Origin of the sequence: Mesorhizobium sp. B3-1-8 (assembly GCF_006439495.1) — a bacterium.
In the GTDB taxonomy this organism is placed as follows: domain Bacteria; phylum Pseudomonadota; class Alphaproteobacteria; order Rhizobiales; family Rhizobiaceae; genus Mesorhizobium.
Genome location: NZ_VFTK01000011.1, coordinates 142988 through 167472, shown reverse-complemented (window position 1 = coordinate 167472; position 24485 = coordinate 142988). Strand labels below are relative to the sequence as shown.

Below are 24485 nucleotides of genomic sequence, written 5' to 3'. Positions count from 1 at the left end.
TAACCTCAGCCGAGGGGCGCAGCGGAGCAGAATTCTACACCGTCGCAACACTTCGACGTCACGGCATGGATCCTAGGGTCTACGCCGCGTCGCTTTGCTCCTTGCTCCGCCCTAGGATGACGAAGCGGCCGGCGTCTCGGCAAATCCCAGTTAGCGCGTCTTTCCCCGCAGGGCAACGATGGCGGCCGCCGTTTCCTCGATGGAGCGGCGGCTGACATCGATCATCGGCCAGCCATGCCGCGTGCAGAGCTGGCGGGCATAGGCGAGCTCCTCGTTGATGGCGGCGCGGTCGACATAGGCGGTCGGCACAAAGGCGGCGCTGTTGCCGAGGATGCGATTTTGCCTCACATGCGAGATGCGTTCGGCCGTGGCGATGAGGCCGACGACCAAGGGCGTCCTGGCGGCGATCAGGCTTTCGGGCAGCGGCACGCCGAGCACGATCGGGATGTTGGCGGTCTTGATGCCGCGATTGGCAAGATAGATGCTGGTCGGCGTCTTCGAGGTCCGCGATATGCCGATCAGCACGATATCGGCATCGTCCATATTGGCCGGCAGCTGGCCGTCATCATGCTCCATGGTGAAGTTCAAGGCATCGATGCGGCGGAAATATTCGGCGTCGAGCACGTGCTGGGCGCCGACGCGGCGGCCGGCCGGCGTGCCGAGATAGGACTGGAAGACCGTCAGCACCGGCTCCAGCACCGACACGCAAGGCAGGCCCATCGCCGCGCAGCGCTCGTCGATCGAGCGCGCCAGCTTCTGGTCGACCACCGTATAGAGAATGATGCCGGGCTCTTCCTCGATATCCTCGAAGACCTTGGCGATCTGCTTTTCGGTGCGGATCAGCGGATAGATATGCTCGATGGCGCGCGCATCCTTGTATTGCGCCGACGCCGCGCGGCCGGCCGCCAGCAGCGTCTCGCCGGTGGCGTCGGAGATCAGATGCAGGTGGAAGAAGCTCTGAGGTTTGTTCACAGGGGATGGGTCCAGGCTGTGGGCAATTGTGGACAAGGCTGGATGGGCAGGCCTCGGGTCGGGAAGCGACTGTATCAGATGGCCGCTTGTCCACAATTCGACCCGCTGTAGGCTTTGTCGCGGCGCTGGGGACAAAACCGGGGATCAATTTTTCTTGGCCGATTTCGTCCACAGCGGGAAGTCCAGACCCGAAAGGCCAAGCTTTTGACTCGAAAGCCTGAATCCGCTTCGTCCCCAGATCCCTCCAAATTGCGAAAGCGAGTACGCGACAATATGCTGACTGGCCTTTTCGAGCCGCAGGCTGGACAGGTCGCAATCATCACAACCAACAGACTCTTAGAATCAGAAGACTCTTTTAAAATAGATATTTGATTTAAGAGACACCCGGAGGGGACAGCGCCAAATGGCTGCGAAACGGATCATGCTGGACGTCCTCAAGGGCGAGACGGTTGCACCGCCGCCGCTCTGGATGATGCGTCAGGCGGGCCGCTATCTTCCCGAATACCGGGAGACCAGGAAGCGGGCCGGATCCTTCCTCGATCTCTGCTACGACCCGGACCTTGCCGTCGAGGTGACGCTGCAGCCGATCGAACGCTTCGGCTTCGACGCCTCGATCCTGTTCTCCGACATTCTCGTCGTGCCCAACGCCTTGGGGCGGGATGTCCGCTTCGAAGAGGGCCGCGGCCCGATCCTGAAGCCGATCTCGGCATCGGAGATTCCCGCGCTGGACGGCGGTATGTTTCACGTGAATCTCGAACCGGTCTACGAGACGGTGCGCCGGTTGCGCGCAAAACTGCCTGACGAGACGACGCTGCTCGGCTTCTGCGGAGCGCCCTGGACGGTGGCGACCTATATGATTGCCGGGCACGGCACGCCCGACCAGGGCCCTGCCCGGCTTTTCGCCTATCGCGAGCCCGAGGCCTTCGCACGGCTTCTGAAGATTCTGGCCGACCACTCGGCCGCCTATCTCATTCGCCAGATCGAAGCCGGCGCCGATGCGGTGCAGATTTTCGATTCGTGGTCGGGCGTGCTGGACGAAGCGTCCTTCGAGGCCTTCTGCGTCGAACCGGTGGCCGGGATCGTCCGGCAGGTTAAGGCGGCTCACCCGAACGTGCCGGTGATCGGTTTTCCGAAGGGCGCCGGCGAGCGCTATCGCGACTACAGGAGGAAGACCGGCATCACCGGTCTCGGCCTCGACTGGACCGTGCCGCTGTCGATGGCGAAGGACTTGCAACGCGACGGAGCGGTGCAAGGCAATCTCGATCCGCTGCGCCTGGTCGCCGGCGGCAAGGCGCTGGCCGACGGCGTCGATGCGATTCTAAGAACGTTGGGTGGTGGACCGCTGATCTTCAATCTCGGCCACGGCATCACGCCGGAGACGCCGGTGTCGCATGTCGAGGCGATGGTGAAAATGGTGAGGGGCCGCCGATGAGCAACGAGAACAGCGAGAGCAGTGGGAACAGCACTGGCCAGGCGATGAAGCGCATGGCGATCGGTATTGCCGTGCTCGTCGTGCTGAGCGCGCTGCTCTATTTCGTGGCGGGCGACGGCTTCTACCCCTGGGTAAAGGCGATCCATGTGATTGCCGTCATCGCCTGGATGGCCGGCATGCTCTATCTGCCGCGGCTCTTTGTCTATCACGTCGATGCCGAGAAGGGCTCGGTGCAGTCCGAGACCTTCAAGGTGATGGAACGCCGGCTGCTGCGGGGGATCATCAACCCGGCGATGATCGTGACCTGGGTGTTCGGGCTTTGGCTCGCCTGGAAGGGCTTTGGCTTCCAGGGCGGATGGCTGCACGCCAAGATCGCGCTGGTGCTCGTCCTGTCGGGTCTGCATGGCTATCTCGCCGCCGCGGTCCGGAAATTCGCCGAGGACAAGAACGAAAAACCGGCGCGGCACTGGCGGATCGTCAACGAGATCCCCACATTGCTGATGATCGTCATCGTCATCCTGGTCGTCGTGAAGCCGTTTTAGATCGGGAGCATGATCTTTCCGAAAACCGGTTTTCACTTTTCGTGATCATGCTCCACGCTTCCTTCAATCCAGCAGAAGCCCAGCAAAAGGCGGCTTGCTCTTTCAGGCGACCGACGATAAAAGACGGGTCTTCCTTCCCGTCATGCGCCGCCCCTTTCACTCGCTTTCGGCCGCGCCCGGCATTTGTCGTATTCAGCCGATTTTCCTCCCCAAAGCCTACCCAGAGTCTATCTAATGCAAGAAATGAAACTCGCAGAGTTCAAGAACAAGAAGCCGCCAGAGCTGATCGCCTATGCCGAATCGCTCGAGGTGGAGAACGCCAGCGTCATGCGCAAGCAGGAGCTGATGTTCGCGATCCTGAAGAAGCTCGCCGCCCAGGACATCGAGATCATCGGCGACGGCGTGGTCGAGGTGCTGCAGGACGGTTTCGGCTTCCTGCGCTCCGCCAACGCAAACTACCTGCCGGGTCCCGACGACATCTACATCTCGCCGTCGCAGATCAGGCGCTTTTCGCTCAAGACCGGCGACACGGTCGAGGGACCGATCCGCAGCCCGAAAGAGGGCGAGCGCTATTTCGCGCTGCTCAAGGTCAACACCATCAATTTCGACGATCCCGAAAAGATCCGTCACAAGATCCACTTCGACAATCTGACGCCGCTCTATCCGACCAAGCGGCTGAAGATGGAGATCGACAATTCGACCTCCAAGGACATCTCGCCGCGCGTGATCGACCTGGTCGCGCCGATCGGCAAGGGCCAGCGCGCGCTGATCAACGCGCAGCCGCGCACCGGCAAGACGGTGCTGATGCAGAACATCGCCCATTCGATCACCGCCAACCATCCGGAATGCTATCTGATCGTGCTTTTGATCGATGAGCGTCCGGAGGAAGTGACCGACATGCAGCGCTCGGTTAAGGGCGAGGTGATCTCCTCGACCTTCGACGAGCCGGCGGCGCGCCACGTGCAGGTCGCCGAAATGGTGATCGAGAAGGCCAAGCGCCTGGTCGAGCACGGCCGCGACGTGGTCATTCTGCTCGATTCGATCACGCGTCTCGGCCGCGCCTACAACACCGTCGTGCCGTCATCCGGCAAGGTGCTGACCGGCGGTGTCGACGCCAACGCGCTGCAGCGCCCAAAGCGCTTCTTCGGTGCCGCCCGCAACATCGAGGAAGGCGGCTCGCTGACCATCATCGCCACCGCGCTGATCGATACGGGCAGCCGCATGGACGAAGTCATCTTCGAAGAGTTCAAGGGCACCGGCAACTGCGAAATCCAGCTCGACCGCAAGGTGGCCGACAAGCGCATCTATCCGGCGATGGACATCCTCAAGTCGGGCACCCGCAAGGAGGACCTGCTGGTGCCGCGCGCGGACCTGCAGAAGATCTTCGTGCTGCGCCGCATCCTCGCGCCGATGGGCACGACCGACGCGATCGAGTTCCTCATCGACAAGCTCAAGCAGACCAAGACCAACGCCGACTTCTTCGATTCGATGAATACGTGATTGGGGTGAGCGCGGTAGTCCGCCCCTTTTCTTCGTCATTCTAGGGCGGAGCAAGGAGCGGAGCGACGCGCGCAGAACCTAGAATCCATGCCGTTCCTTTTGAGCTTTGCAGCGGTGCAGAATTCTGTTCCGCTGCGTTCTTCGGCGAGCGTCACGGCATGGATCCTCGGGTCAAGCCCGAGGATGACGAAGAAACCGGTCTCGGCCTCGCGGGTCTCTCAGCTTCGCCGCAGCAACTTCTCCAACTCACCCGCATCCGTGACCACCGGCAGACACACCTGCCCGCTACAGAACCAGACGCCTGCCTTGTCCGTCGGCGGCAGCACCCCGCCCGGCAATAGCGGTCGATTCGCTTCCGTACCGATCGGCAGGACGATGTCCACCCGGCGCGGATCGGGATTCCGATTCGCAACCGGAACGAGGTTTGGGGAATCTTGCCTATCTATGATCACGAGCTTCAATGGCTCGAGCGCCAGCGCGCAGGCGTTGACGATGCCGGCTTGGCCATAGGCCAGCTGGGACGCGCGGCCCATGGCGTGCTCGGCGGCGGTCCAGGCCTTCTCCCAGATATCGAGGTCGCCGGTGAGCGACGACAGCCGCACCAGCGCCTCGACGATCTGGCTGGTGGCGGAAGGTATCGCCTCGTCGACATCGCCGCGGATGCGGATCGGAACGTCGCCGCTGTCCGACGCCGTCAGCCAGTAGCCGGTCTTTTCGTCGTCCAGGTGCCAGCGGTCGAGCTCGCCGATGAACTGCCTGGCGCGATCCGAATAGGCCGGGTCGCCGGTCGCCTCGAACAGCGCGATCGCCGCGTTGGTCATGGCGGCATAGTCGCTGGACAGCGCCGGGAAAAGCTTCTTCGCGCCGAGCATGGAATGCGGCAGGCGGCCATCCTGGCTGGCCTCGACGATATGGGCGAAAGCCTTGGCTGCGGCATCGATCCACTCACGGCGCCCAAGTGAGCGGCCCGCCTCGGCGAGGGCCGCGATCATCAGCCCGTTCCAGTCGGTGAGCGCCTTGCCGTCTCGGCCAGGCCTGATCCGCTGTTCGCGGACAGCCAGCAGCTTCGCTTTCAGAGGAGTAAGTTGAGCGTAGTCGGCGATGCCCTGACTTTGCTGTGTTTCGGTCTGGCGAATGATCGGCTTGCCTTCCCAGCCATGCGGGGCGGCCAGCTCGAAATACCGCAAGAAGGTCGACGCATCGTCGCCGAGCGCGGCTTCGACCTCCTCGCGGTTCCATGTGTAAAAAAGCCCCTCCTCGCCGTCGCTGTCGGCATCGAGGCTGGCCGCGAAGGCACCGCCTTCGACCAACATCTCGCGCAGCAGCCAGCTGACGGTTTCTTCGATTCGTACGCGGAACAAGTCGTTCCCGGTGGCGGCATGGGCCCAGTTGCACAAGCGGATGAGCTGGGCGTTGTCGTAAAGCATCTTCTCGAAATGCGGCACCAGCCATTCGGCGTCGGTCGAATAACGGCTGAGGCCGCCGCCGACATGATCGTAGATGCCGCCGGCGAGCATTTTTTCGAGGCTCAGCTGCACGGCATCGCGATGTTCCGCCTGGCCGTCCCGCAGCCAGGACAGCCAAAGCGCGTGCATGAACGGGGCGTTGGGGAACTTTGGCGCGCCCTTCAAGCCGCCGAGTTCGCGGTCGATCATGCCGTCGATGCGGCCGGCGAGGTCGGCCAGCGTATCGCGGTCGAGCACGGCCTTGCCCGTTGCGCCGGCAAGGCGCTGCTCGACATGGGCGGTCAGCCCGTCGGCGCTTTCGGCGAGGCTCTGCCGTTTTTCGCGCCAGGCCTTGTCGACCGCCTCCAGCACCTGGATGAAGCCCGGCCTTCCGTAACGCGCCTCGCGCGGGAAATAGGTGCCGCCCCAGAAAGGCTTGCCATCGGGCGTCAGGAACATGGTCAGCGGCCAGCCGCCCTGCTCGCCCATGGCATGGAGGGCGGCCATATAGATCTGGTCGATGTCCGGCCGTTCCTCGCGATCGACCTTGATATTCACGTAGAGCCGGTTCATGACGGCCGCCACGGCGTCGTTCTCGAAGCTTTCATGCGCCATGACATGGCACCAGTGGCAGGCGGCGTAGCCGATGGAGAGCAGGATCGGCCGCCCGAGTTCCTTGGCTTCGGCAAGGGCAGCGGGCGACCAGCCGCGCCAATGCACGGGATTGTCGCTGTGCTGCTGCAGATAGGGGCTGGCCTCTTCGGCAAGCAGGTTTCGCGCGGGCAAGGTCACGATGGGCGGGCTCGGCATTTGGGTTTGATGCGGCAAAGCATGATGCCGAAAACCGTGAGGCGGTCTTCGGCCGACATGCTCTACCTTTAATCTAGGCGGTTCGGCAGGTCCGGCAAATGGTTTCCCCAATGGCTTCGAAGGATTCGATCGTAGCGCTGTCCAGCGGCCGCCTGCCTGCCGGGCTTGCCGTCATCCGCGTCTCTGGCCCGAAGACTCGATTCGTGGTCGAAACGATTGCGGGCGCCGTTAAGGACCGGTTTACCACGTTGCGCAAGCTCAAGGCCGCGGACGGCTCGGTCATCGATCACGGGCTCGTCCTGTTCTTTCCAGGGCCCGGCAGCTTCACCGGCGAGGATGTCGCCGAGTTCCAGGTCCATGGTAGCCGCGCCGTCACGGCCAGGATGCTGGAGACGATCACGGGCTTCGAAGGCGTGAGGCATGCCGAGCCTGGCGAATTCACCCGGCGCGCTTTTCTCAACGGCAAGTTCGACCTGGTCGAGACCGAGGCGCTCGCCGATCTGGTCAATGCCGAGACGGAAGCGCAGCGCCGCTTCGCCTTGCGCAACGCGGAAGGCACGCAGAGCGAGCTCTATTCGAGCTGGCGCCGCCGGCTGATCCATGCGCGCGCCATGATCGAGGCGGAAATAGACTTCGCCGACGAAGAAGACGTGCCGGGTTCCGTTTCGGATGCGGTCTGGTCCGACGTGTCGGCAATGATCGGTGAGATCGATCGGCATGTTGAAGGCTTCAAGGCAGCCGAGATCATCCGCGACGGGTTCGAGGTTGTGATCCTCGGTGCGCCGAATGCCGGCAAGTCCAGCCTGTTCAACGCGCTGGCCAGGCGCGACGCAGCGATCGTCACCGACGAACCGGGTACGACTCGCGATTTGCTCGAGGTCGCCATGGACCTCAACGGGCTGAAGGTGCGGATTGTCGACACGGCCGGCCTGCGGGACGCCGCGGGCAAGGTCGAATCAATCGGCATCGAGCGTGCCAGGGCCAGGGCCGGGGAGACAGACCTGATCCTGCTGTTGGAGGACATGGCTGACCCTGTTTCCGTCGGCGACGTTGCGAGCGGGGCTCCACTGCTGCGTGTCGGGACGAAGTCCGATATCGCCGGTGCCGGCGCTGGCGCATATGATCTGGCGATCTCTTCCAGGGACGGCACAGGGCTCGGCGCTCTTCTCGACGAGATCGGAGCCCGTGCCGCCAAGGCAGCCGGGGACGCGAGTGAAGTCCTCCCGTCGAGGCTGCGGCATGTCGAGCTGCTCAAGGAGACTACGGGCTTCTTGCGAGCGGCGTTGGCCGGACACAGCCAGGAATTGCGGGCCGAGGAGTTGCGGCTGGCGGCCGATCGGCTCGGCCGGATCATCGGCGCGGTCGATGTCGAGGATCTGCTCGACGTCATCTTTTCGCAGTTCTGCATCGGTAAATGATTCACGTGAAACATGACGCGGGACCCGTGCGGCGATGACTCACGTGAAACATTCCGGCTTCGGATATGTGTTTCACGTGAAACGAGTCGGGCCTTCGTCCTTGACAGCGCGTGATGACGGGGACATGTGTCGGGCAATCTCTGAAAGCGGATTCTTGGAAAAATGACCGATCACTATGATGTGGTGGTGGTGGGCGGCGGCCATGCCGGCTGCGAGGCGGCGAGCGCTGCCGCGCGCGCCGGCGCCAGGACCGCGCTGGTGACGCTGCGCTTCGATACGATCGGCGTCATGTCCTGCAATCCGGCGATCGGCGGCCTCGGCAAGGGCCATCTCGTGCGCGAGATCGACGCCATGGACGGGCTGATGGGCCGCATCGCGGATGCCGCCGGCATCCAGTTCCGCCTGCTCAACCGCCGCAAGGGGCCGGCCGTGCGCGGTCCGCGCACCCAGGCCGACCGCAAGCTCTATCGACTTGCCATGCAGGCCGCGATCGGCGAACAGACCAATCTCGACGTGGTCGAGGGCGAGGTTCTCGATCTCGCAATCGAAGACGGGCACGTGGCGGCCGTGCTGGTTTCGGGCGATCGGCGCTTGGCCTGCGGCGCGGTCGTACTGACCACCGGCACGTTCCTGCGCGGGCTGATCCATATCGGCGAGCGGAAGATCGTCGCCGGCCGCATGAACGAACAGGCAAGCCATGGGCTTTCGTCCACCATGGCGCGTGCGGGCTTCAAGCTCGGGCGCCTGAAGACCGGCACGCCCCCTCGCCTCGACGGCCGCACCATCGATTGGGCGTCGCTGCAAAGCCAGGCGGCGGACGAAGATCCGGTGCCGTTCTCGCTGATGACGGACGCAATCGTCAATCCGCAGATCCATTGCGGCATCACGCGGACCATGCCGGCGACGCATGACCTGATCCGGGCCAATCTCGGCCGCTCGGCGATGTACTCCGGCTCGATCGAAGGCGTCGGGCCGCGCTACTGTCCCTCGATCGAGGACAAAATCGTCAAGTTCGGCGACCGCGAGGGCCATCAGATCTTCCTCGAGCCGGAAGGCCTCGACGACGACACCGTCTACCCGAACGGGATCTCGACCTCGCTGCCGGAGGATGTGCAGCTCGACATCCTGAAGACCATTCCCGGGTTGGAAAAGGCGACGATGCTGCAGCCGGGCTATGCCATCGAATACGACCATGTCGATCCGCGCGAACTGAAGACGACGCTGGAGACGAAGCGCGTGGCCGGCCTGTTCCTGGCCGGGCAGATCAACGGCACGACGGGTTACGAAGAGGCCGGCGCGCAAGGTCTGCTCGCCGGCATCAACGCGGCGCGCAAGGCTTCGGCAAGCGAGCCGGTCGTGCTCAGCCGCACCGAGGCCTATATCGGCGTGATGGTCGATGACCTGACCAGCCGCGGCATCGCCGAGCCTTACCGGATGTTCACCTCGCGGGCGGAGTTCCGGCTGTCGCTGCGCGCCGACAATGCCGATGAGCGGCTGACGCCGCTGGCCGACAAGCTCGAGATCGTGGCCTCGCCGCGGATGCAGCGGTTCGGCGAGATCGCGCTGAAACTCGATCGGGCCCGCGCGCTGGCAAAGTCGGTGACGCTGACGCCGAACGAAGCGGCGCGGCATGGGCTGGAGATCAACAAGGACGGCGTACGCCGCTCGGCCTATGAGCTTTTGGCGCATCCGGGCGTCGACTTGGCGTGGCTGGGTGGCGTCGAGCCGCGCTTTGCCGCGCTTGACGCCAAGACGGCGGAGCGACTCGAAACGGAAGCGAAATACTCGGTTTACCTTGATCGGCAGCAGGCCGATGTCGCCCAGATCAGGCATGAGGAATCGCGGCTCATCCCCGAGGCGATCGATTTCTCTGATGTTCCCGGACTTTCAAACGAGTTGAAGCAGAAGATGAAGACGCGCCAGCCGCGTTCGATCGCCGATGCTCAGCGGATGGAAGGCATGACGCCCGCTGCGCTAGCCATCATCGTGGCTCATGTCCGCAACGCCGAGCTCGCCGCGCGAAGGGACGTGGCGTGAGCGCCTGGGACGATCTGCAAAAGGCGGCGGGTCCGGTTTCACGTGAAACATTCGAGCGGCTTCGGGCCTTCGAGGAGCTGTTCCTGAAATGGAACCGCAGCATCAATCTGGCGGCGCCATCGACACTGGACGATGTCTGGCGCCGCCACATCCTGGATAGCGCCCAACTCGCGCGAATCGCACCCACTGCCACGCGCTGGGTCGACCTTGGTTCGGGCGGCGGGTTTCCGGGATTGGTGCTCGGCTTTCTGCTGGCCGAGCATGCCGGCGCATCGATCGACCTGGTCGAGAGCAACCGCAAGAAGGCTTCGTTTCTGCAATCAGTCATCGGTCAGTTCAATTTGCCGGCACGGGTCCTGGCCAAGCGCATCGATGACAGCTATGCGCTTGTTTCCGCACCGGAAATCGTAACCGCCAGAGCGCTGGCCGCCCTTCCGGATCTGCTGGACCTGGCTGCGCCATGGCTGACCAAAGGGTCACGCGCGCTTTTCCATAAAGGCCGGGATTACCGTGCCGAGGTGGAAGAAAGCACTCACCGCTGGGGCTTCGATCTGGTAGAACATTCGAGCATGACCGACCCACACGGCGTCATCCTTGAAATCACCGAATTGCGCCCGGCGAAACAGCAATGAATTACTGGCATAGGCCCATGAGCACAGCACCGCGTATCATCACTGTTGCCAACCAGAAAGGCGGCGTCGGCAAGACGACGACGGCCATCAATCTGGCCACGGCGCTGGCCGCGATCGGCGAGCGCGTGCTGATCGTCGATCTTGACCCGCAGGGCAATGCCAGCACCGGCCTCGGCATCGACCGCAAGGACCGCACCGTCTCGTCCTATGACGTGCTAACCGGCGAACTCGATCTGGAAGCGGCTGCGGTGCCGACGGCGGTGCCGGGTCTGTCCATCGTGCCCTCGACGCTCGACCTGCTCGGCATCGAGATGGAGATCGCCTCGGCGCCCGACCGTGTGCTCAGGCTGCGCAACGCGCTGCGCGCCGCCGCCGAGCGCGCGGCGCCGTTCGGCTATGTGCTGATCGACTGCCCGCCCTCGCTCAATCTTTTGACTTTGAATTCAATGGCCGCGGCCGATTCCGTTCTCGTGCCGCTGCAATGCGAGTTCTTCGCGCTCGAAGGTCTGAGCCAATTGCTGGAGACGGTCGAGCAGGTGCGCAGCAGCATCAACCCGGATCTCACCATCCAGGGCATCGTGCTCACCATGTATGACGGGCGCAACAACCTCGCCAACCAGGTGGTGCAGGATGTGCGCACCCATATGGGCGACAAGGTCTATGAGACGATCATCCCGCGCAATGTTCGCGTTTCCGAAGCGCCGTCCTATGGCAAGCCGGCGATCCTCTATGACCTGAAATGCTCGGGCAGCCAGGCCTATCTGCAGCTCGCCTCCGAGGTGATCCGCCGCGAGCGCAAGCTGCGCGCCGCCTGAGCCGTAGGCGCGGCAGCAGCTTTGGTTAATTAGCCAATTCGATTCCGAAACGATCTGGACAAACCAATGAGCGAAGACCAATCAAGAAAAAGACTGGGCCGTGGCCTCGCGGCGCTGATCGGCGAAATCGACCGTCCGGCGGCGCCGGAAAAGCCGAGCGCGGCGGTCGCGGCGGACGGCAAGGTGCCGATCGAATTCGTCAGCCCGAACCCGAAGAATCCGCGCCGGCATTTCGGCGATGCCGAGCTCACCGACCTCGCGCAATCGATCCGCGAGCATGGCGTGGTGCAGCCGGTGGTGGCGCGCCCCTCGCCTTCGCAGCCCGGCCGCTACGAGATCATCGCCGGCGAGCGGCGCTGGCGAGCGGCGCAGCGCGCCGGCCTGACCGAGATTCCGCTGATCGTGCGCGACGTCAACGACCGCACCGCGCTGGAGCTGGCGATCATCGAGAACGTGCAGCGCGCCGACCTCAATCCGGTCGAGGAGGCGCAAGGCTATCAGCAACTGATCGACGAGCACGGCTACACCCAGGCCGATCTCGGCCAGGTGATCGGCAAGAGCCGCAGCCATGTCGCCAACACACTGCGGCTTCTGAAGCTGCCCCCCGTCATCCATAGCATGCTGGTCGACGGCGATCTCTCGGCCGGTCATGCCCGCACGCTGGTAACCGCGGCGGACCCGGCCGGGCTCGCCAAGCGCATCGTCAAGGAAGGGCTTTCGGTGCGCCAGGCGGAAGCGCTGGCGCAGATGCCCGCCGGCCCGACGCCGGCCAAGACCAAGTCCACGGCGGGCGCGCCGGACAAGGACCCCGACACGCTGGCGCTCGAGAAGCTGATGACCGATACGATTGGCATGATCGTCAGCATCGAGCACAAGGGCAAGGGCGGCACGCTCAGGGTCAACTATCGCTCGCTGGACCAGCTCGACGAGTTGTGCCGGCGGCTGAAGGACGAGCGGTAGGCCGCTGCGGTACAACGGTATTTGCCGGAACCTGAGGTTTTGGCTTAAGGCTGGATATGTCTGATATATTGGTGATAGACAGAAGGCTTTGGGCGATATGCCGGGCCCTTTTTGTTGCGCGCCACTCATTGGCGAAGGCGGTGGGAGTTGCCCGGCAGGACAGCAGGGACGCTGTCCGGTTAGCGCACCAGCGCTTCTCTAGCCGCAACCGACGCGTCGTTATCCTCGGGCTTGACCCGAGGATCCATTCCGTGACCGACGCCGAAGGGCTCAGCGGTACAAAATTCTGTAAACGTTGCAATGCCTTAGCGTCACGGAATGGATTCCAGGGTCTGCGCGCGTCGCTCCGCTCCTTGTTCTGCCCTAGAATGACGACGGAGATGGTTGGCGTTCCTTCGCGCCCCCTCTGTCCTCCCGGACATCCTCCCTCACAAAAGCCCACGGGGAGATCAGCCGGCGCGTCGGTTTTCGCCAATCACAAGCGTTTTGCAGCACAATCGCGAAACACAGCCTGTCGCGCCAGTGCATCGGACAAGTTCTGCCGTTTGCGCGTCGGCAGCACCGCTGTCTGCAGCCGCACGCGGCCGAGCGACCCGACGTTCCAGCGCCGGCGCCCTCCGCTTGACAGTCCGGGGCAACGGCGTACCTTCTATTAGCTCGAACTTAAGTTATGCCCCGGCGTGCCGATCAGTCGCGATGAGGGCTCTCTGCCGTTCCGATCGTGTTCGTGAAACGGCACCGCCTCGCCAAAGCGATATGCCCGACGCGCCTGACGCAAATGGGAGGTGCAAATGGCGGTCAGTTGGCAATTGTCTGGAAGTTACTTCGAGAACTGCAGCTGCGATGTCGTATGTCCCTGTCTGCTGTCCACCCAGGCGCAGCTGACGTCGAAGCCGACGAAAGGCGTTTGCGACGTCGCCCTGGTCTTTCATATCGACAAGGGCAGTTTCGGCGACGTTCGACTGGACGGGCTCAATGTCGCGATGGTTGCTCACACGCCAGGTCCGATGGCGGAGGGCAATTGGACGGCGGCGGCCTATATCGACGAACGTGCGGATGACCGGCAAACAGAGGCGCTGGGCGCCATCTTCACCGGCGCCGCGGGTGGGCCGATGGCTGCCTTCGCGCCGATGATCAGCACCAATCTCGGAGCGAAGAAGGCGCCGATCAAATACCAGGTCGACGGCAAGAAGCGGTCGGTGGAGGTTGCCGGCGTGATGCAACTGGCTGTCGAACCGTTGCCGACAATGCGCGAGGACGGCGAGATGTGGGCGGCCACCGGCCATCCCGTCAATCCAGACTGGCTAGGCCTGGCGATGGGCGCGGAAGGCAATACGTTCAGCGACCATGGCATGAGTTGGGATAATTCGCGGCGAAACGCGCACTACGCTCCGATCAATTGGTCCGGCCAGCAATAGTCCTTGACCGCATGGCCGGACGGGCTCGCCCATGACGCTGACACTGCAGCGAAACATCGTTCTCGCGCTGCTGATTGCGAGCGCTGCGGCGTCGTGGACTGTGCTCATCCGACAGCAGATCGGCATGGACGCGGACATGCGCATGGAAATCTACTCGCCCACCATGGGCATGACAGCGCCGCTCTTTCTTGCCGTCTGGATCGTCATGATGATTGCCATGATGTTTCCGACGGCCGCCCCGATGATCCTGACGTTTCACCAGGTTCAAGCGGCCAAGCGGGGGCGCGGCGAAACCTTCGTCTCCACCTGGGTGTTCGTGGCCGGCTACATGCTGGTTTGGTGCGCGATTGGCGTTCTCGCCTTTGCCGGCGCGGCCGGCGCGGAGATGCTTGGCGGGCAGATGGGAATATCCGCCGCGACGGCCGCGCGCATCGGCGGCGTGCTGCTGATCGTTGCGGGTGCCTATCAGCTCTCCCCATTGAAGGATATTTGCCTGGCCAAATGCCGCACGCCCATCGGTTTCATCCTGACCTCATGGCGCGACGGTCGTTGGGGCGCGGCACGCATGGGCATCGAGCATGGGGCGTTTTGTCTTGGCTGCTGCTGGCTCCTGTTTCTCGCCCTCTTTCCGCTCGGGATCATGAATGTCGCCGCAATGGCCGTGGTCACCTTGCTGATCTTTGCGGAAAAGACCCTCCCGTCGGGAGAGCGGATAGCCAAGGTGTCGGGAATCGCTCTGCTCCTTTACGGCGCGGCGGTGCTGGTCTTTCCACAGGCGCTGCCGACCTTCCAGCCGATGGACGCGATGATGATGAATTGAGAATTGAGCAACGATATTGCAGGACGTATCCTTCGTCATTCTAGGGTCTGCGCGCGTCGCTTCGCTCCTTGCTCCGCCCTAGAATGACGAAGGATACGCTGGTGGGACAGCACTCCTTTGGCCTGCCCGTCCTTCGCAGCAGCTGCGCAGCAGCTCCGGAGGGTGGGCCGGCCATCTCCCCTACAAGGAGGGAATTAGCTGTCGCCCGGCCGTCGCCAATCGCCGGCGTTTACCTTTGCCCCAGTCTCGCACTCTCGATCGCGATCCCGAGCAGCGCCTGGCGCGCCAGCGCTTCCGACAGATCCGGCCGCTTGCGCGTCTGCAGCACCGCCGTCTGCAGCCGGCCGAGCGCGCGACCGAGCGCCCCGACGGTCCAGCGCTCCAGCGTCTTTTCCACCAGCTTGCGGCGCGAGAAGAAGACGGGCGGACGGGCGCCGGCGACGACCGAGGCGGCGTTGCGGCCGCCGGTCTCCATCTGGCCGCGCATCGCCTGGATCGCCTGCAGTTGCCGCATCGCCGAGGACAGGACCAGGAAGGGATGGCCGCCCGACTGGCAATGGCGGTTGAAGGCGATGTCGAAGTCGCCGACCTTGCCGTCCAGCATGGCGTCGACCGCGGCGTCGAAAGACGCGCCGGAGACATCGCCGGACAGGGCGTTGACGTCGCCGACGTCGATCTCCTTTTGGCCGTGCGCATAAAGCACCAGTTTCTCGATCTCGCCGCGCGAGGCGAGCCGGTCGCCGCCGAGATTGCGGCGCAGCGCCTGGCGGGCGTCGAGCGTCATCGACATGCCGGCCTTGCGCAGTTCGTCGTCGATCACCGTATCGAGGTCGCGGGCCTCGTCGGCATAGCAGGGCAGTGCGATGGCGTTGCCGGCGGCCTCGACGATGGCCCTGAGGCCGGTGCCTTTCTTCAGGTCGCCGGCTTCGATGAGGATGATGGCGTCGCGCGCGGGCTCGGCGGTCAGCGCCTTGATGTCGTCGGCCAGCGCCTTCTGGCCGCTGGCATTGCGCACCCAAAGCAGCCGCCGGTCGGAAAACATCGGCACGGTGCGGGCTTCGTCGAGCAGCCGGCCCTCGTCGCGGTCGACTTCCGCGCCGTCCAGCCTGACCACGGAGAATGGATCGTCGAGCGGCAGGCCGGTTTTCGCGGCGAAAGTCTTCGCCCGCTCGGCGACGAGGCCGCGGTCGGGGCCGTAAAGCAGGACGATCGCCATGGCTGGATCCGGCCTCGCCAGCCACGAATCGACCTCGTATCCTTTCTTCTGTGCCATGCAGGTGGGTTAGCACGGGGCGGGGGCCGAGTGAACGGAGAAGCGGCGGGCAGAGAGCGTGATCTCCCCCCTTGTGGGGGAGATGGCCGGCAGGCCAGAGGGGGGCGCTGTCCCGCCGGCGTCTTGATGTTTGATCCTTGGCCTTGACCGAATGTCGACTTTCGGAAGCCGGGTTTGCGCGCCCTCCGTTGCCTTATGACGACGAATGACTACGGAGAGTTGGCGTTCTGTCACGCCCCCCTCTGCCCTGCCGGGCATCTCCCCCACAAGGGGGGAGATTAGCTGCTACGGCCGCCGCGCATATCCCGCTTACTTTTTCTGACAGCAATCGCCCCATAAACTTCCGCCAAATTGCGCGCGGCGCGAAAACATCGACAAGAAATTTCGCCGCCATATCTGCATCTTGGCGCTTGCGTGCCGCATCGGTTCCACGAGCCGACGGCCGAAGGGGAAGGCCGTGCCCAGACCCGGCGAATTGGCACTGGTCTGGCGGCGCGGATGTGCAAAGATCGCACCGGCAACATTGGAGGATGTGAGCTCATGGCCGATGCTGGAATGTTGCGCTTCCATGTGCCCGAGCCCGAGGTTCGGCCCGGCGGCACGCCCGATTTCTCGAATGTGACCATTCCCAAGGCGGGCTCGGTGCCGCGTCCGGAGATCGACGTCGATCCGCGCACCATCCGCGACATGGCTTTCTCCATCATCCGCGTGCTGAACCGCGCCGGCGAGGCGGTCGGACCCTGGGCCAGGCTGCTCAGCGACCAGGAACTGCTCGAAGGCCTGCGCCATATGATGACGCTCAGGACCTTCGATGCGCGCATGCAGATGGCGCAGCGCCAGGGCAAGACCTCCTTCTACATGCAGCATCTGGGCGAGGAGGCAGTGAGCTGCGCTTTCCGCAAGGCGCTGAAGCCCGGCGACATGAACTTCCCGACCTACCGGCAGGCCGGCCTTTTGATCGCCGACGGCTATCCGATGGTCACGATGATGAACCAGATCTATTCCAACGAGGCCGATCCGCTGAAGGGCCGGCAGCTGCCGATCATGTATTCCTCGAAGGAGCACGGCTTCTTCTCGATCTCCGGCAATCTGGCGACGCAATATATCCAGGCGGTCGGCTGGGCGATGGCCTCGGCGATCTCCAACGATTCGCGCATCGCCGCCGCCTGGATCGGCGACGGCTCGACCGCCGAGTCCGATTTCCATTCCGCGCTGGTCTTCGCTTCGACCTACAAGGCGCCGGTCATCCTCAACGTCGTCAACAACCAGTGGGCGATCTCGACCTTCCAGGGCATCGCGCGCGGCGGCTCCGGCACGTTTGCAGCGCGCGGCCTTGGCTTCGGCATTCCGGCGTTGCGCGTCGACGGCAATGACTATCTCGCGGTGCACGCCGTGGCGAAATGGGCGGCGGAGCGGGCGCGCGCCAATCTCGGGCCGACGCTGGTCGAACATGTCACCTACCGCACCGGCGCGCATTCGACGTCGGACGATCCGTCGGCCTACCGGCCGAAGGCGGAATCGGATGCCTGGCCGCTCGGCGATCCGGTCATCCGGCTGAAGAACCATCTTATCCACAAGGGCGTCTGGTCGGAGGATCGCCACACCCAGGCCGAAGCCGAGATCCTCGAAACGGTGATCGCCGCGCAGAAGGAGGCCGAGGGCCACGGCACGCTGCATGCCGGTGGCAAACCATCGACCCGCGACATGTTCGAAGGGCTCTACGAAGAGATGCCGCCGCATCTGAGGCGCCAGCGCCAGCAGGCGGGGGTCTGACCATGCCCAGGAAGACCATGATCGAGGCGATCCGCGACGGGCTCGACGTCTCGATGGGGCGCGACAACAAAGTCATCGTCTATGGCGAGGATGTCGGCTTCTTCGGCGGCGTCTTCCGCGCCACGCAGGGCCTGCAGGCGAAGTATGGCCGCAGCCGATGCTTCGACGCGCCGATCAACGAATCCGGCATCGTCGGCTCGGCCATCGGCATGGCCGCCTACGGGCTGAAGCCCTGTGTCGAGATCCAGTTTGCCGACTACATGTACCCGGCCTACGACCAGCTGACGCAGGAAGCGGCGCGGCTGCGCTACCGCTCGAACGGCGATTTCACCTGCCCGATCGTGGTGCGCATGCCGACCGGCGGCGGCATTTTTGGCGGCCAGACGCACAGCCAGAGCCCGGAAGCCCTGTTCACCCATGTCTCCGGCCTGAAGACGGTGGTGCCGTCCAATCCGCACGACGCCAAGGGGCTGCTGATTGCGGCGATCGAGGATCCGGATCCGGTGATCTTCCTTGAGCCGAAGCGGCTCTACAACGGACCGTTCGACGGCCATCACGACCGGCCGGTGACGCCGTGGTCGAAACACGAGCTCGGCGAAGTCGCCGACGGCCATTACACGATCCCGCTCGGCAAGGCGGCGATACGCAGGCAAGGAGGCGCGATCACAGTGCTTGCCTACGGCACCATGGTCTATGTCGCGCAGGCCGCGGCCGAGGAGACCGGCATCGACGCCGAGATCATCGATCTGAGAACGCTTTTGCCGCTCGACCTCGACACGATCGTCGCCTCGGTGAAGAAGACCGGCCGCTGCGTCGTCGTGCACGAGGCGACGCTCACCTCCGGCTTCGGCGCCGAGCTGGTCTCGCTGGTGCAGGAAAACTGCTTCTACCATCTGGAAGCACCGGTGGCGCGGGTCGCCGGCTGGGACACGCCCTATCCGCATGCGCAGGAATGGGACTATTTCCCCGGCCCGGCGCGGGTCGGGCGCGCGCTTATCGAAACATTGGAAGCTTAGAGCGGGGAGGCCTGGTTGGGCGAACATATCATCAAGCTGCCCGATGTCGGCGAAGGCGTCGCCGAGGCCGAGCTCGTCGAATGGCATGTCAAGGTCGGCGACCTCGTGCGCGAGGACACGGTCCTCGCCGCCGTCATGACCGACAAGGCGACCGTCGAGATTCCGTCGCCGGTCGATGGCGAAATCCTTTGGCTCGGCGCCGAGATCGGCGACACGGTGGCGATCGGCTCGCCGATCGTGCGGCTGAAGGTGGCCGGCGAAGGCAATGTGAAGGCCGCCGCCGCGCCTGCATCCGAGGAGAAAGCGCCGGCTGAGCCGGCCGAGGCAAAGCCGGCGCCGGCCGCGCCGAAGGCGGCACCAAAGCCGACAGAGGCGCCGAAGACGACCGCCCCCGCGCCGAAGGCCACGCGCCCTGCCTCCGTTTCCGCCGCGCCGCGCGTGGAAGGCGAAAAGCCCTTGGCCTCGCCGGCCGTCCGGCTGCGCGCCAGGGAGGCCGGCATCGATCTGCGCCAGGTCGCGGGCAGTGGTCCGGCCGGGCGCATCAGCCATGAGGACATCGATGCGTTCGTCGCGCGCGGCCCGCAACTGGCCCGCGCGACCAGGCTTGCCCGGAAGGACGGCGTCGAGGACATCAAGGTCGTCGGCCTGCGGCGCAAGATCGCCGAAAGGATGTCGCTGGCGAAGTCGCGCATCCCGCACATCACCTATGTCGAGGAGATCGACGTCACGGCCTTGGAAGAATTGCGCGCGACGCTGAACAAGGAGAAGCGCGGGGCCAAGGGGGCGGAAAGGCCCAAGCTGACGCTGCTGCCTTTCCTGATGCGGGCGATGGTCAAAGCGATCGCCGAGCAGCCCAATCTCAACGCGCTGTTCGACGACGATGCCGGCATCATCCATCAGCACGAAGGCATCCATATCGGCATCGCCGCCCAGACGCCCAACGGGCTTGTGGTGCCGGTGGTCAAGCATGCCGAGGCGCGCGACCTGTGGGACTGCGCTGTCGAAGTCAACCGGCTGGCCGACGCGGCGAAGTCCGGCACGGCGACGCGCGAGGAGCTTTCAGGCTCGACCATCACCATCACCTCGCTCGGCGCCATGGGTGGCGTCGCGACCACGCCGGTCATCAACTATCCGGAAGTGGCGATCATCGGCGTCAACAAGATCATGGTGCGGCCGGTATGGGACGGCACGCAGTTCATCCCGCGCAAGATGATGAACCTGTCGTCCAGCTTCGACCATCGCGTCATCGACGGCTGGGATGCCGCGGTGTTCGTGCAGCGGATCAAGGCGCTGCTCGAGACGCCGGCGCTGATCTTCGTGGATTGAGGGGGCGGAACGATCGAGATGCCGGCGGGACAGCGCCCCCCTCTGCCTTGCCAGGCATCTCCCCCACAAGGGGGGAGATCGGACGTCACGCCGGCTTTCGCCAATCACCAGCGCCGCGGGAATGAGCGAGGCACCAAAGCTGCCAATCTCCCCCCTCGTGGGGGAGATGTCCGGCAGGACAGAGGGGGGCGCGAAGGATCTCGACGGAACGTTCCCTTGGATCGAAGGGCCACACCATGAAAGAAATCTCCTGCAAGCTGCTGGTCATCGGCGCCGGTCCGGGCGGCTATGTCTGCGCCATCCGCGCCGGACAGCTCGGCGTCGACACGGTCATCGTCGAGGCAGGCAAGCCGGGCGGCACCTGCCTCAATGTCGGCTGCATCCCGTCCAAGGCGCTGATCCATGCGGCGGAAGAGTTCGAGAAGGTCGCGCATATGGCCAGCGGCAAGGATCCGCTGGGCATCAAGGTCGCCGCGCCGACGCTGGAACTCGCAAAAACCGTCGCCTGGAAGGACGGGATCGTTAGCCGGCTGAATAGCGGCGTTGCCGGATTGCTCAAGAAGGCCAAGGTCAAGACCGTGCAAGGCTGGGCGACGTTCCGGGACGGCAAGACCGTCGAGGTCGAGACCGAGACGGGCACGCAGGTGATCCGCGCCGAAACGGTGGTGATCGCCACCGGCTCGGCGCCGGTCGAATTGCCGTTCCTGCCCTTTGGCGGGCCGGTCATCTCGTCCACCGAAGCGCTGGCGCTGACCGACGTGCCGAAGAAGCTCGCGGTCGTCGGCGGCGGCTATATCGGGCTCGAGCTCGGCATGGCTTTCGCCAAGATGGGCGCCAAGGTCACCGTGGTCGAGGCCTTGCCGCGCGTGCTGGCGCAATATGATGCCGAGTTGACCCGGCCGGTGCTGAAGCGGCTCGGCGAACTCGGCGTCGAGGTGATGACAGGAGCAAAGGCGAAGGGATTGTCGACCAAGGGCGACGCGCTGCTGGTCGAGGCATCAGACGGCAAGAACGCCAAACTCGCCGCCGACAGGATCCTGGTGACGGTCGGGCGCAAGCCGCTGACCGAGGGCTGGGGCCTGGAGCAGATCGACCTCGACAGGGCGGGAAAATTCATCCGCATCGATGACCAGTGCCGCACCTCGATGCGCGGCATTTTTGCCATCGGCGACGTCACCGGCGAGCCGATGCTGGCGCATCGCGCCATGGCGCAGGGCGAGATGGTGGCCGAGATCGTCGCCGGCCACAAAAGAAGCTGGGACAAACGCGCCATTCCCGCGATCTGCTTCACCGATCCGGAGCTGATCACCGCCGGGCTGTCGTCCGAAGAAGCGAAGGCGCTCGCCGGCGAGATCAAGATCGGCCAGTTCCCCTTCGCCGCCAACGGCCGCGCCATGACCAAACAGGGCGAAGACGGTTTTGTGCGGGTGGTGGCGCGCGCGGACAACCATTTGGTGCTGGGCATCCAGGCGGTCGGGCAAGGCGTGTCGGAACTGGCGGCAGCCTTTGGTCTCGCGCTCGAGATGGGCGCGCGGCTGGAGGACATCGCCGGCACGATCCATGCGCATCCGACGCAGGGCGAAGGTTTCCAGGAAGCGGCGCTGAAGGCGCTCGGCCACGCGCTGCATGTTTGAGTCCGGCGCAGGCCGACCCCCACTCCGTCGAGCTTCGCTCGACACCTCTCCCCCGATCGACGGGGGAGAGGAAAGGCGCGAACTTAGTCTGCCAAGCTCCTTTCCTCTCCCTCCGGAGGGGGGAGAGGTGGCGCCGCGAATGGAGTGGGGGAAGGCGCTGCTCAGATGCGCTGCCGCTGACAACTCGCTACGACGCCTAATCAAGGCGAGGTATCGCCCCGGCTGAAATAACAACGGCCGGCGCAGGTCGACCCCCACTCCGTCGAGCTTCGCTCGACACCTCTCCCCCGATCGACGGGAGAGAGGAAAGGCGCCCTCAGCTCGCGAGCCGGCTCGCCATCTCGTGCTGGGCGTAGGCGCGGCCGAAGCGGTTGGCGAGGAAGGCGTCGAGGGCGATGTCTTCCTGGCGCACGAAACCCTTCGCCGGCAGCGAGCCGTCGGCCAGCATGTCGAGCACGGCGCAGATGCCGGAAGCGGTGGTGATCTGGATGGCGCTGCGCACGATGTTGCCGACGCGCTTGGAATAGATCTTGTTGGCGTAGGTCTCCTGCAGCAGGCGGCCGTTGCGGCGGCCCGAGACGGTGACGAAGACGATGACCACGTCCTGCATCGTCGCCGGCAGGGCGCTTTCAAAGATGTCCTTCAGCACATCACGGCGATGGCGCAGCCCCAGATCATTGAGCAGCGCCTTCATGATCGCGGCGTGGCCGGGGTAGCGGATGGTGCGGTAGTTCAGCGTGCGCACCTTGCCCTTCAGCGTCTCGGCGAGCGTGCCGAGGCCGCCGGAGGTGTTGAAGGCCTCGTAGGTAACGCCGTCGAGCGAGAATTCCTCGCGCTCCTCCAGCGGCGGCACTTCGATCAGCTCGCCCTCGACGATCGCCTCGCAGGGCTCGCAATATTCGTTGATGACGCCGTCGGTGCTCCAGGTGAGGTTGTAGTTGAGCGCGTTGGACGGATATTGCGGCAGCGCGCCGACGCGCATGCGCACGCTTTCCAGCGTGTCGAAGCGGCTGGCGAGGTCGTTGGCGACGATCGAGATGAAGCCCGGCGCCAGGCCGCATTGCGGAATGAAGGCGCTGTCGGCGTCACGCGCCAGCTCCTTCACACGGCGGGTCGAAACGACATCCTCGGTTAGGTCGAGATAATGCACGCCGGTGGCGGCGGCCGCCTCGGCGATGCGGGTGGTGAGGTGGAAGGGCGCGGCGCTCAGCACGGCGAATTTGCCGGCAAGCACCTTTTCCAGCTCGCCCGCGGCGGCGATGTCGAGCTCCTGCGTCTCGACGCCGGCCGGCAGTTCGGCGGCGGCAAGCTGGGCGGCCGAGCGGTCGACGAGCGTGACGCGATAGTCGCCCGTGGCGCTCAGCATTTCGGCGATGGTCGAGCCGATCTTACCGGCGCCGACGACAACGATGTTCTTCATGATCAATATCCCCTGCCTATCCTGATTTGGGCCAATCCTGATTTGGCCAATTCGATTGGCGAGAATCTTCGCAACTTGCCTGTCGAAAGGAAGCGTGGAATCTGGCAATGTGAAGCTGAAGTTTGAGCGATCTGCCGAAAGGTTTCGTCGAAATGATCAGTGAAGCCGAACAAGCCCTGCTCACCCTGCTGCGCGCCAACGCCCGCGCCTCGACGGCTGAGCTGGCCAGACAGCTCGGCGTGTCGCGCACGACGGTGCAGAGCCGCATCGAGCGGCTGGAGCAGCGCGGCATCATCGCCGGCTATGGGGTGAGGCTGTCGCCCGACTATGAGCAAGGGCTGGTCAAGGCGCATGTGCTGCTCACCGTGACGCCGAAGCTCGCCGACAAGGTGGTGCGCAGCCTGGAAGCGATGGCGCCGGTCCGCACGGTGCATTCGGTGAGCGGCAATTTCGACATGATCGTCATCGTCGACGCGCCGTCGATCCGGGATCTCGACGCGCTGCTCGACAAGATCGGCGCGATGGACGGGGTGGAGCGGACCTCGTCGTCGATTATTTTGTCGACAAGGGTGGATCGGTAGCAACGCCTCAGATGTTCCCGGGGCGGTGAAGCTGCCGATCTCCCCCCTTGCGGGGGAGATGGCCGGCAGGCCAGAGGGGGTTCGCCTCCCGTAGAGCGCCGACGCCTCCTTCGTCATTCTAGGGCGGAGCAAGGAGCGAAGCGACGCGCGCAGACCCTAGAATCCATGCCGTGACATTGGCCGTAGAATGCAACGACCCAGAATAGCCGTTGGTAGTAGCGCCAGGTAAGCTCGCCACATGACAGAAAGGCGGCACGATCTATATTGGTGTCACCAATGACCTTGCTCGCCGTATGCCCGAGCACAAGACCGGCCAAGGCTCTAGTTTCACCGGCCATTACGGTGTGCAGCGCCTCGTCTGGTACGAAGAGCATTTCGACGTCACTGACGCCATCCAGCGTGAGACGTCATTGAAGCGCTGGCCGCGCCAATGGAAGGTGGAATTGATCGAGAAGAGCAACCCGGAATGGTTCGAGCTGTTTCGCGGAATTGGCTGGTGAGCGTTCTGGACCGTGGCGGCGCTCAACCGTCACGGCATGGATTCTAGGGTCTGCGCGCGTCGCTTCGCTCCTTGCTCCGCCCTAGAATGACGAAGGAGGCGCCGGCGCGAGGCCCCCTCTCTGTCCTGCCGGACATCTCCCCCTCAACGGGGGAGATTGGC

General features: G+C 64.4%; 20 protein-coding genes. 16 read left to right on the top strand and 4 right to left on the bottom strand.

Annotated features, from left to right (window positions below; all coding sequences use genetic code 11):
* Positions 1 to 150: 150 nt before the first annotated feature.
* A complete protein-coding gene (locus tag FJ424_RS13005; RefSeq protein WP_140659568.1) occupies positions 151 to 972 on the bottom strand; it encodes a pyruvate, water dikinase regulatory protein in 822 nt (273 codons plus the stop codon).
* A gap of 403 nt (positions 973 to 1375) precedes the next feature.
* Between FJ424_RS13005 and hemE the strand changes: the two genes are divergently transcribed.
* From hemE to rho, 3 genes are all read left to right on the top strand, one after another.
* A complete protein-coding gene (gene hemE, locus FJ424_RS13000) occupies positions 1376 to 2404 on the top strand; it encodes a uroporphyrinogen decarboxylase (RefSeq protein ID WP_140659569.1) in 1029 nt (342 codons plus the stop codon).
* The gene (gene hemJ / locus FJ424_RS12995; protein ID WP_140659570.1) at positions 2401 to 2946 is read left to right on the top strand and encodes a protoporphyrinogen oxidase HemJ; all 546 of its coding nucleotides are present in this window, start codon (positions 2401 to 2403) and stop codon (positions 2944 to 2946) included. Before hemE ends, hemJ begins: the two co-directional genes overlap by 4 nt.
* Before the next feature lie 234 nt (positions 2947 to 3180).
* Positions 3181 to 4446 carry a transcription termination factor Rho gene (rho, locus tag FJ424_RS12990; RefSeq protein ID WP_140645981.1) on the top strand — a complete coding sequence of 422 codons (1266 nt, stop codon included), beginning with the start codon at positions 3181 to 3183 and terminating at the stop codon, positions 4444 to 4446.
* A 218-nt stretch (positions 4447 to 4664) separates the two neighbouring features.
* Here the strand turns inward: rho and FJ424_RS12985 are convergent, their stop codons facing one another.
* Complete coding sequence (locus FJ424_RS12985; RefSeq protein WP_246677229.1) at positions 4665 to 6701, bottom strand: thioredoxin domain-containing protein; 2037 nt, start codon at positions 6699 to 6701, stop codon at positions 4665 to 4667.
* A 110-nt stretch (positions 6702 to 6811) separates the two neighbouring features.
* Between FJ424_RS12985 and mnmE the strand changes: the two genes are divergently transcribed.
* The 7 genes from mnmE to FJ424_RS12950 all read left to right on the top strand — a co-directional run bounded on the left by mnmE (position 6812) and on the right by FJ424_RS12950 (position 14801).
* A complete protein-coding gene (mnmE, locus tag FJ424_RS12980) occupies positions 6812 to 8119 on the top strand; it encodes a tRNA uridine-5-carboxymethylaminomethyl(34) synthesis GTPase MnmE (RefSeq protein WP_140659571.1) in 1308 nt (435 codons plus the stop codon).
* 162 nt (positions 8120 to 8281) lie between these two features.
* Entirely contained in the window at positions 8282 to 10156 is a 1875-nt protein-coding gene (gene mnmG, locus FJ424_RS12975; RefSeq protein ID WP_140659572.1) for a tRNA uridine-5-carboxymethylaminomethyl(34) synthesis enzyme MnmG, read from the top strand.
* Positions 10153 to 10788, top strand: coding sequence for a 16S rRNA (guanine(527)-N(7))-methyltransferase RsmG (gene rsmG, locus FJ424_RS12970; protein WP_140659573.1), 636 nt, complete (start codon positions 10153 to 10155; stop codon positions 10786 to 10788). The genes mnmG and rsmG overlap by 4 nt, the downstream gene beginning before the upstream one ends.
* Before the next feature lie 17 nt (positions 10789 to 10805).
* Complete coding sequence (locus FJ424_RS12965; RefSeq protein ID WP_140659574.1) at positions 10806 to 11603, top strand: ParA family protein; 798 nt, start codon at positions 10806 to 10808, stop codon at positions 11601 to 11603.
* A gap of 66 nt (positions 11604 to 11669) precedes the next feature.
* On the top strand, positions 11670 to 12563 hold the full coding sequence (locus FJ424_RS12960) for a ParB/RepB/Spo0J family partition protein (RefSeq protein WP_140659575.1): 894 nt from the start codon (positions 11670 to 11672) through the stop codon (positions 12561 to 12563).
* Positions 12564 to 13354: 791 nt separating this feature from the next.
* On the top strand, positions 13355 to 13981 hold the full coding sequence (locus FJ424_RS12955; protein WP_140659576.1) for a DUF1326 domain-containing protein: 627 nt from the start codon (positions 13355 to 13357) through the stop codon (positions 13979 to 13981).
* 31 nt (positions 13982 to 14012) lie between these two features.
* Positions 14013 to 14801, top strand: a complete 789-nt coding sequence (locus FJ424_RS12950; RefSeq protein ID WP_140659577.1) for a DUF2182 domain-containing protein — start codon at positions 14013 to 14015, stop codon at positions 14799 to 14801.
* A gap of 229 nt (positions 14802 to 15030) precedes the next feature.
* Here FJ424_RS12950 and holA read toward each other — a convergent pair whose 3' ends face one another.
* Positions 15031 to 16074 (bottom strand): DNA polymerase III subunit delta, encoded by a 1044-nt coding sequence (holA, locus tag FJ424_RS12945; RefSeq protein ID WP_140659578.1) that lies wholly within the window; start codon positions 16072 to 16074, stop codon positions 15031 to 15033.
* A 540-nt stretch (positions 16075 to 16614) separates the two neighbouring features.
* On the opposite strand from holA, the gene FJ424_RS12940 reads away from it, so the two are divergent.
* The 4 genes from FJ424_RS12940 (at position 16615) to lpdA (ending at position 21823) form a co-directional block, all read left to right on the top strand.
* Positions 16615 to 17847, top strand: a complete 1233-nt coding sequence (locus FJ424_RS12940; protein ID WP_140659579.1) for a 3-methyl-2-oxobutanoate dehydrogenase (2-methylpropanoyl-transferring) subunit alpha — start codon at positions 16615 to 16617, stop codon at positions 17845 to 17847.
* A 2-nt stretch (positions 17848 to 17849) separates the two neighbouring features.
* Positions 17850 to 18863, top strand: a complete 1014-nt coding sequence (locus FJ424_RS12935; RefSeq protein WP_140659580.1) for an alpha-ketoacid dehydrogenase subunit beta — start codon at positions 17850 to 17852, stop codon at positions 18861 to 18863.
* A gap of 15 nt (positions 18864 to 18878) precedes the next feature.
* Complete coding sequence (locus tag FJ424_RS12930) at positions 18879 to 20189, top strand: dihydrolipoamide acetyltransferase family protein (protein WP_140659581.1); 1311 nt, start codon at positions 18879 to 18881, stop codon at positions 20187 to 20189.
* Positions 20190 to 20425: 236 nt separating this feature from the next.
* Positions 20426 to 21823 carry a dihydrolipoyl dehydrogenase gene (gene lpdA / locus FJ424_RS12920; protein WP_140659582.1) on the top strand — a complete coding sequence of 466 codons (1398 nt, stop codon included), beginning with the start codon at positions 20426 to 20428 and terminating at the stop codon, positions 21821 to 21823.
* A gap of 316 nt (positions 21824 to 22139) precedes the next feature.
* Here the strand turns inward: lpdA and FJ424_RS12915 are convergent, their stop codons facing one another.
* Positions 22140 to 23243 carry a saccharopine dehydrogenase family protein gene (locus FJ424_RS12915; protein WP_140659583.1) on the bottom strand — a complete coding sequence of 368 codons (1104 nt, stop codon included), beginning with the start codon at positions 23241 to 23243 and terminating at the stop codon, positions 22140 to 22142.
* A gap of 152 nt (positions 23244 to 23395) precedes the next feature.
* Between FJ424_RS12915 and FJ424_RS12910 the strand changes: the two genes are divergently transcribed.
* Together FJ424_RS12910 and FJ424_RS12905 are read left to right on the top strand one after the other, a co-directional pair.
* Positions 23396 to 23824, top strand: coding sequence for an Lrp/AsnC family transcriptional regulator (locus FJ424_RS12910; protein ID WP_140659585.1), 429 nt, complete (start codon positions 23396 to 23398; stop codon positions 23822 to 23824).
* 257 nt (positions 23825 to 24081) lie between these two features.
* Positions 24082 to 24324 carry a GIY-YIG nuclease family protein gene (locus tag FJ424_RS12905; RefSeq protein WP_246677230.1) on the top strand — a complete coding sequence of 81 codons (243 nt, stop codon included), beginning with the start codon at positions 24082 to 24084 and terminating at the stop codon, positions 24322 to 24324.
* The last annotated feature ends 161 nt before the right edge of the window (positions 24325 to 24485 follow it).

What these genes read in the sequence shown, in the direction of transcription:
- hemE (WP_140659569.1), top strand. Translation starts at nt 1,376, where the DNA reads ATGGCTGCGAAACGGATCATGCTGGACGTCCTCAAGGGCGAGACGGTT.
- hemJ (WP_140659570.1), top strand. Translation starts at nt 2,401, where the DNA reads ATGAGCAACGAGAACAGCGAGAGCAGTGGGAACAGCACTGGCCAGGCG.
- rho (WP_140645981.1), top strand. Translation starts at nt 3,181, where the DNA reads ATGCAAGAAATGAAACTCGCAGAGTTCAAGAACAAGAAGCCGCCAGAG.
- FJ424_RS12985 (WP_246677229.1), bottom strand. Translation starts at nt 6,701, where the DNA reads ATGCCGAGCCCGCCCATCGTGACCTTGCCCGCGCGAAACCTGCTTGCC.
- mnmE (WP_140659571.1), top strand. Translation starts at nt 6,812, where the DNA reads ATGGCTTCGAAGGATTCGATCGTAGCGCTGTCCAGCGGCCGCCTGCCT.
- mnmG (WP_140659572.1), top strand. Translation starts at nt 8,282, where the DNA reads ATGACCGATCACTATGATGTGGTGGTGGTGGGCGGCGGCCATGCCGGC.
- FJ424_RS12965 (WP_140659574.1), top strand. Translation starts at nt 10,806, where the DNA reads ATGAGCACAGCACCGCGTATCATCACTGTTGCCAACCAGAAAGGCGGC.
- FJ424_RS12960 (WP_140659575.1), top strand. Translation starts at nt 11,670, where the DNA reads ATGAGCGAAGACCAATCAAGAAAAAGACTGGGCCGTGGCCTCGCGGCG.
- FJ424_RS12955 (WP_140659576.1), top strand. Translation starts at nt 13,355, where the DNA reads ATGGCGGTCAGTTGGCAATTGTCTGGAAGTTACTTCGAGAACTGCAGC.
- FJ424_RS12950 (WP_140659577.1), top strand. Translation starts at nt 14,013, where the DNA reads ATGACGCTGACACTGCAGCGAAACATCGTTCTCGCGCTGCTGATTGCG.
- holA (WP_140659578.1), bottom strand. Translation starts at nt 16,074, where the DNA reads ATGGCACAGAAGAAAGGATACGAGGTCGATTCGTGGCTGGCGAGGCCG.
- FJ424_RS12940 (WP_140659579.1), top strand. Translation starts at nt 16,615, where the DNA reads ATGGCCGATGCTGGAATGTTGCGCTTCCATGTGCCCGAGCCCGAGGTT.
- FJ424_RS12935 (WP_140659580.1), top strand. Translation starts at nt 17,850, where the DNA reads ATGCCCAGGAAGACCATGATCGAGGCGATCCGCGACGGGCTCGACGTC.
- lpdA (WP_140659582.1), top strand. Translation starts at nt 20,426, where the DNA reads ATGAAAGAAATCTCCTGCAAGCTGCTGGTCATCGGCGCCGGTCCGGGC.
- FJ424_RS12915 (WP_140659583.1), bottom strand. Translation starts at nt 23,243, where the DNA reads ATGAAGAACATCGTTGTCGTCGGCGCCGGTAAGATCGGCTCGACCATC.
- FJ424_RS12910 (WP_140659585.1), top strand. Translation starts at nt 23,396, where the DNA reads ATGATCAGTGAAGCCGAACAAGCCCTGCTCACCCTGCTGCGCGCCAAC.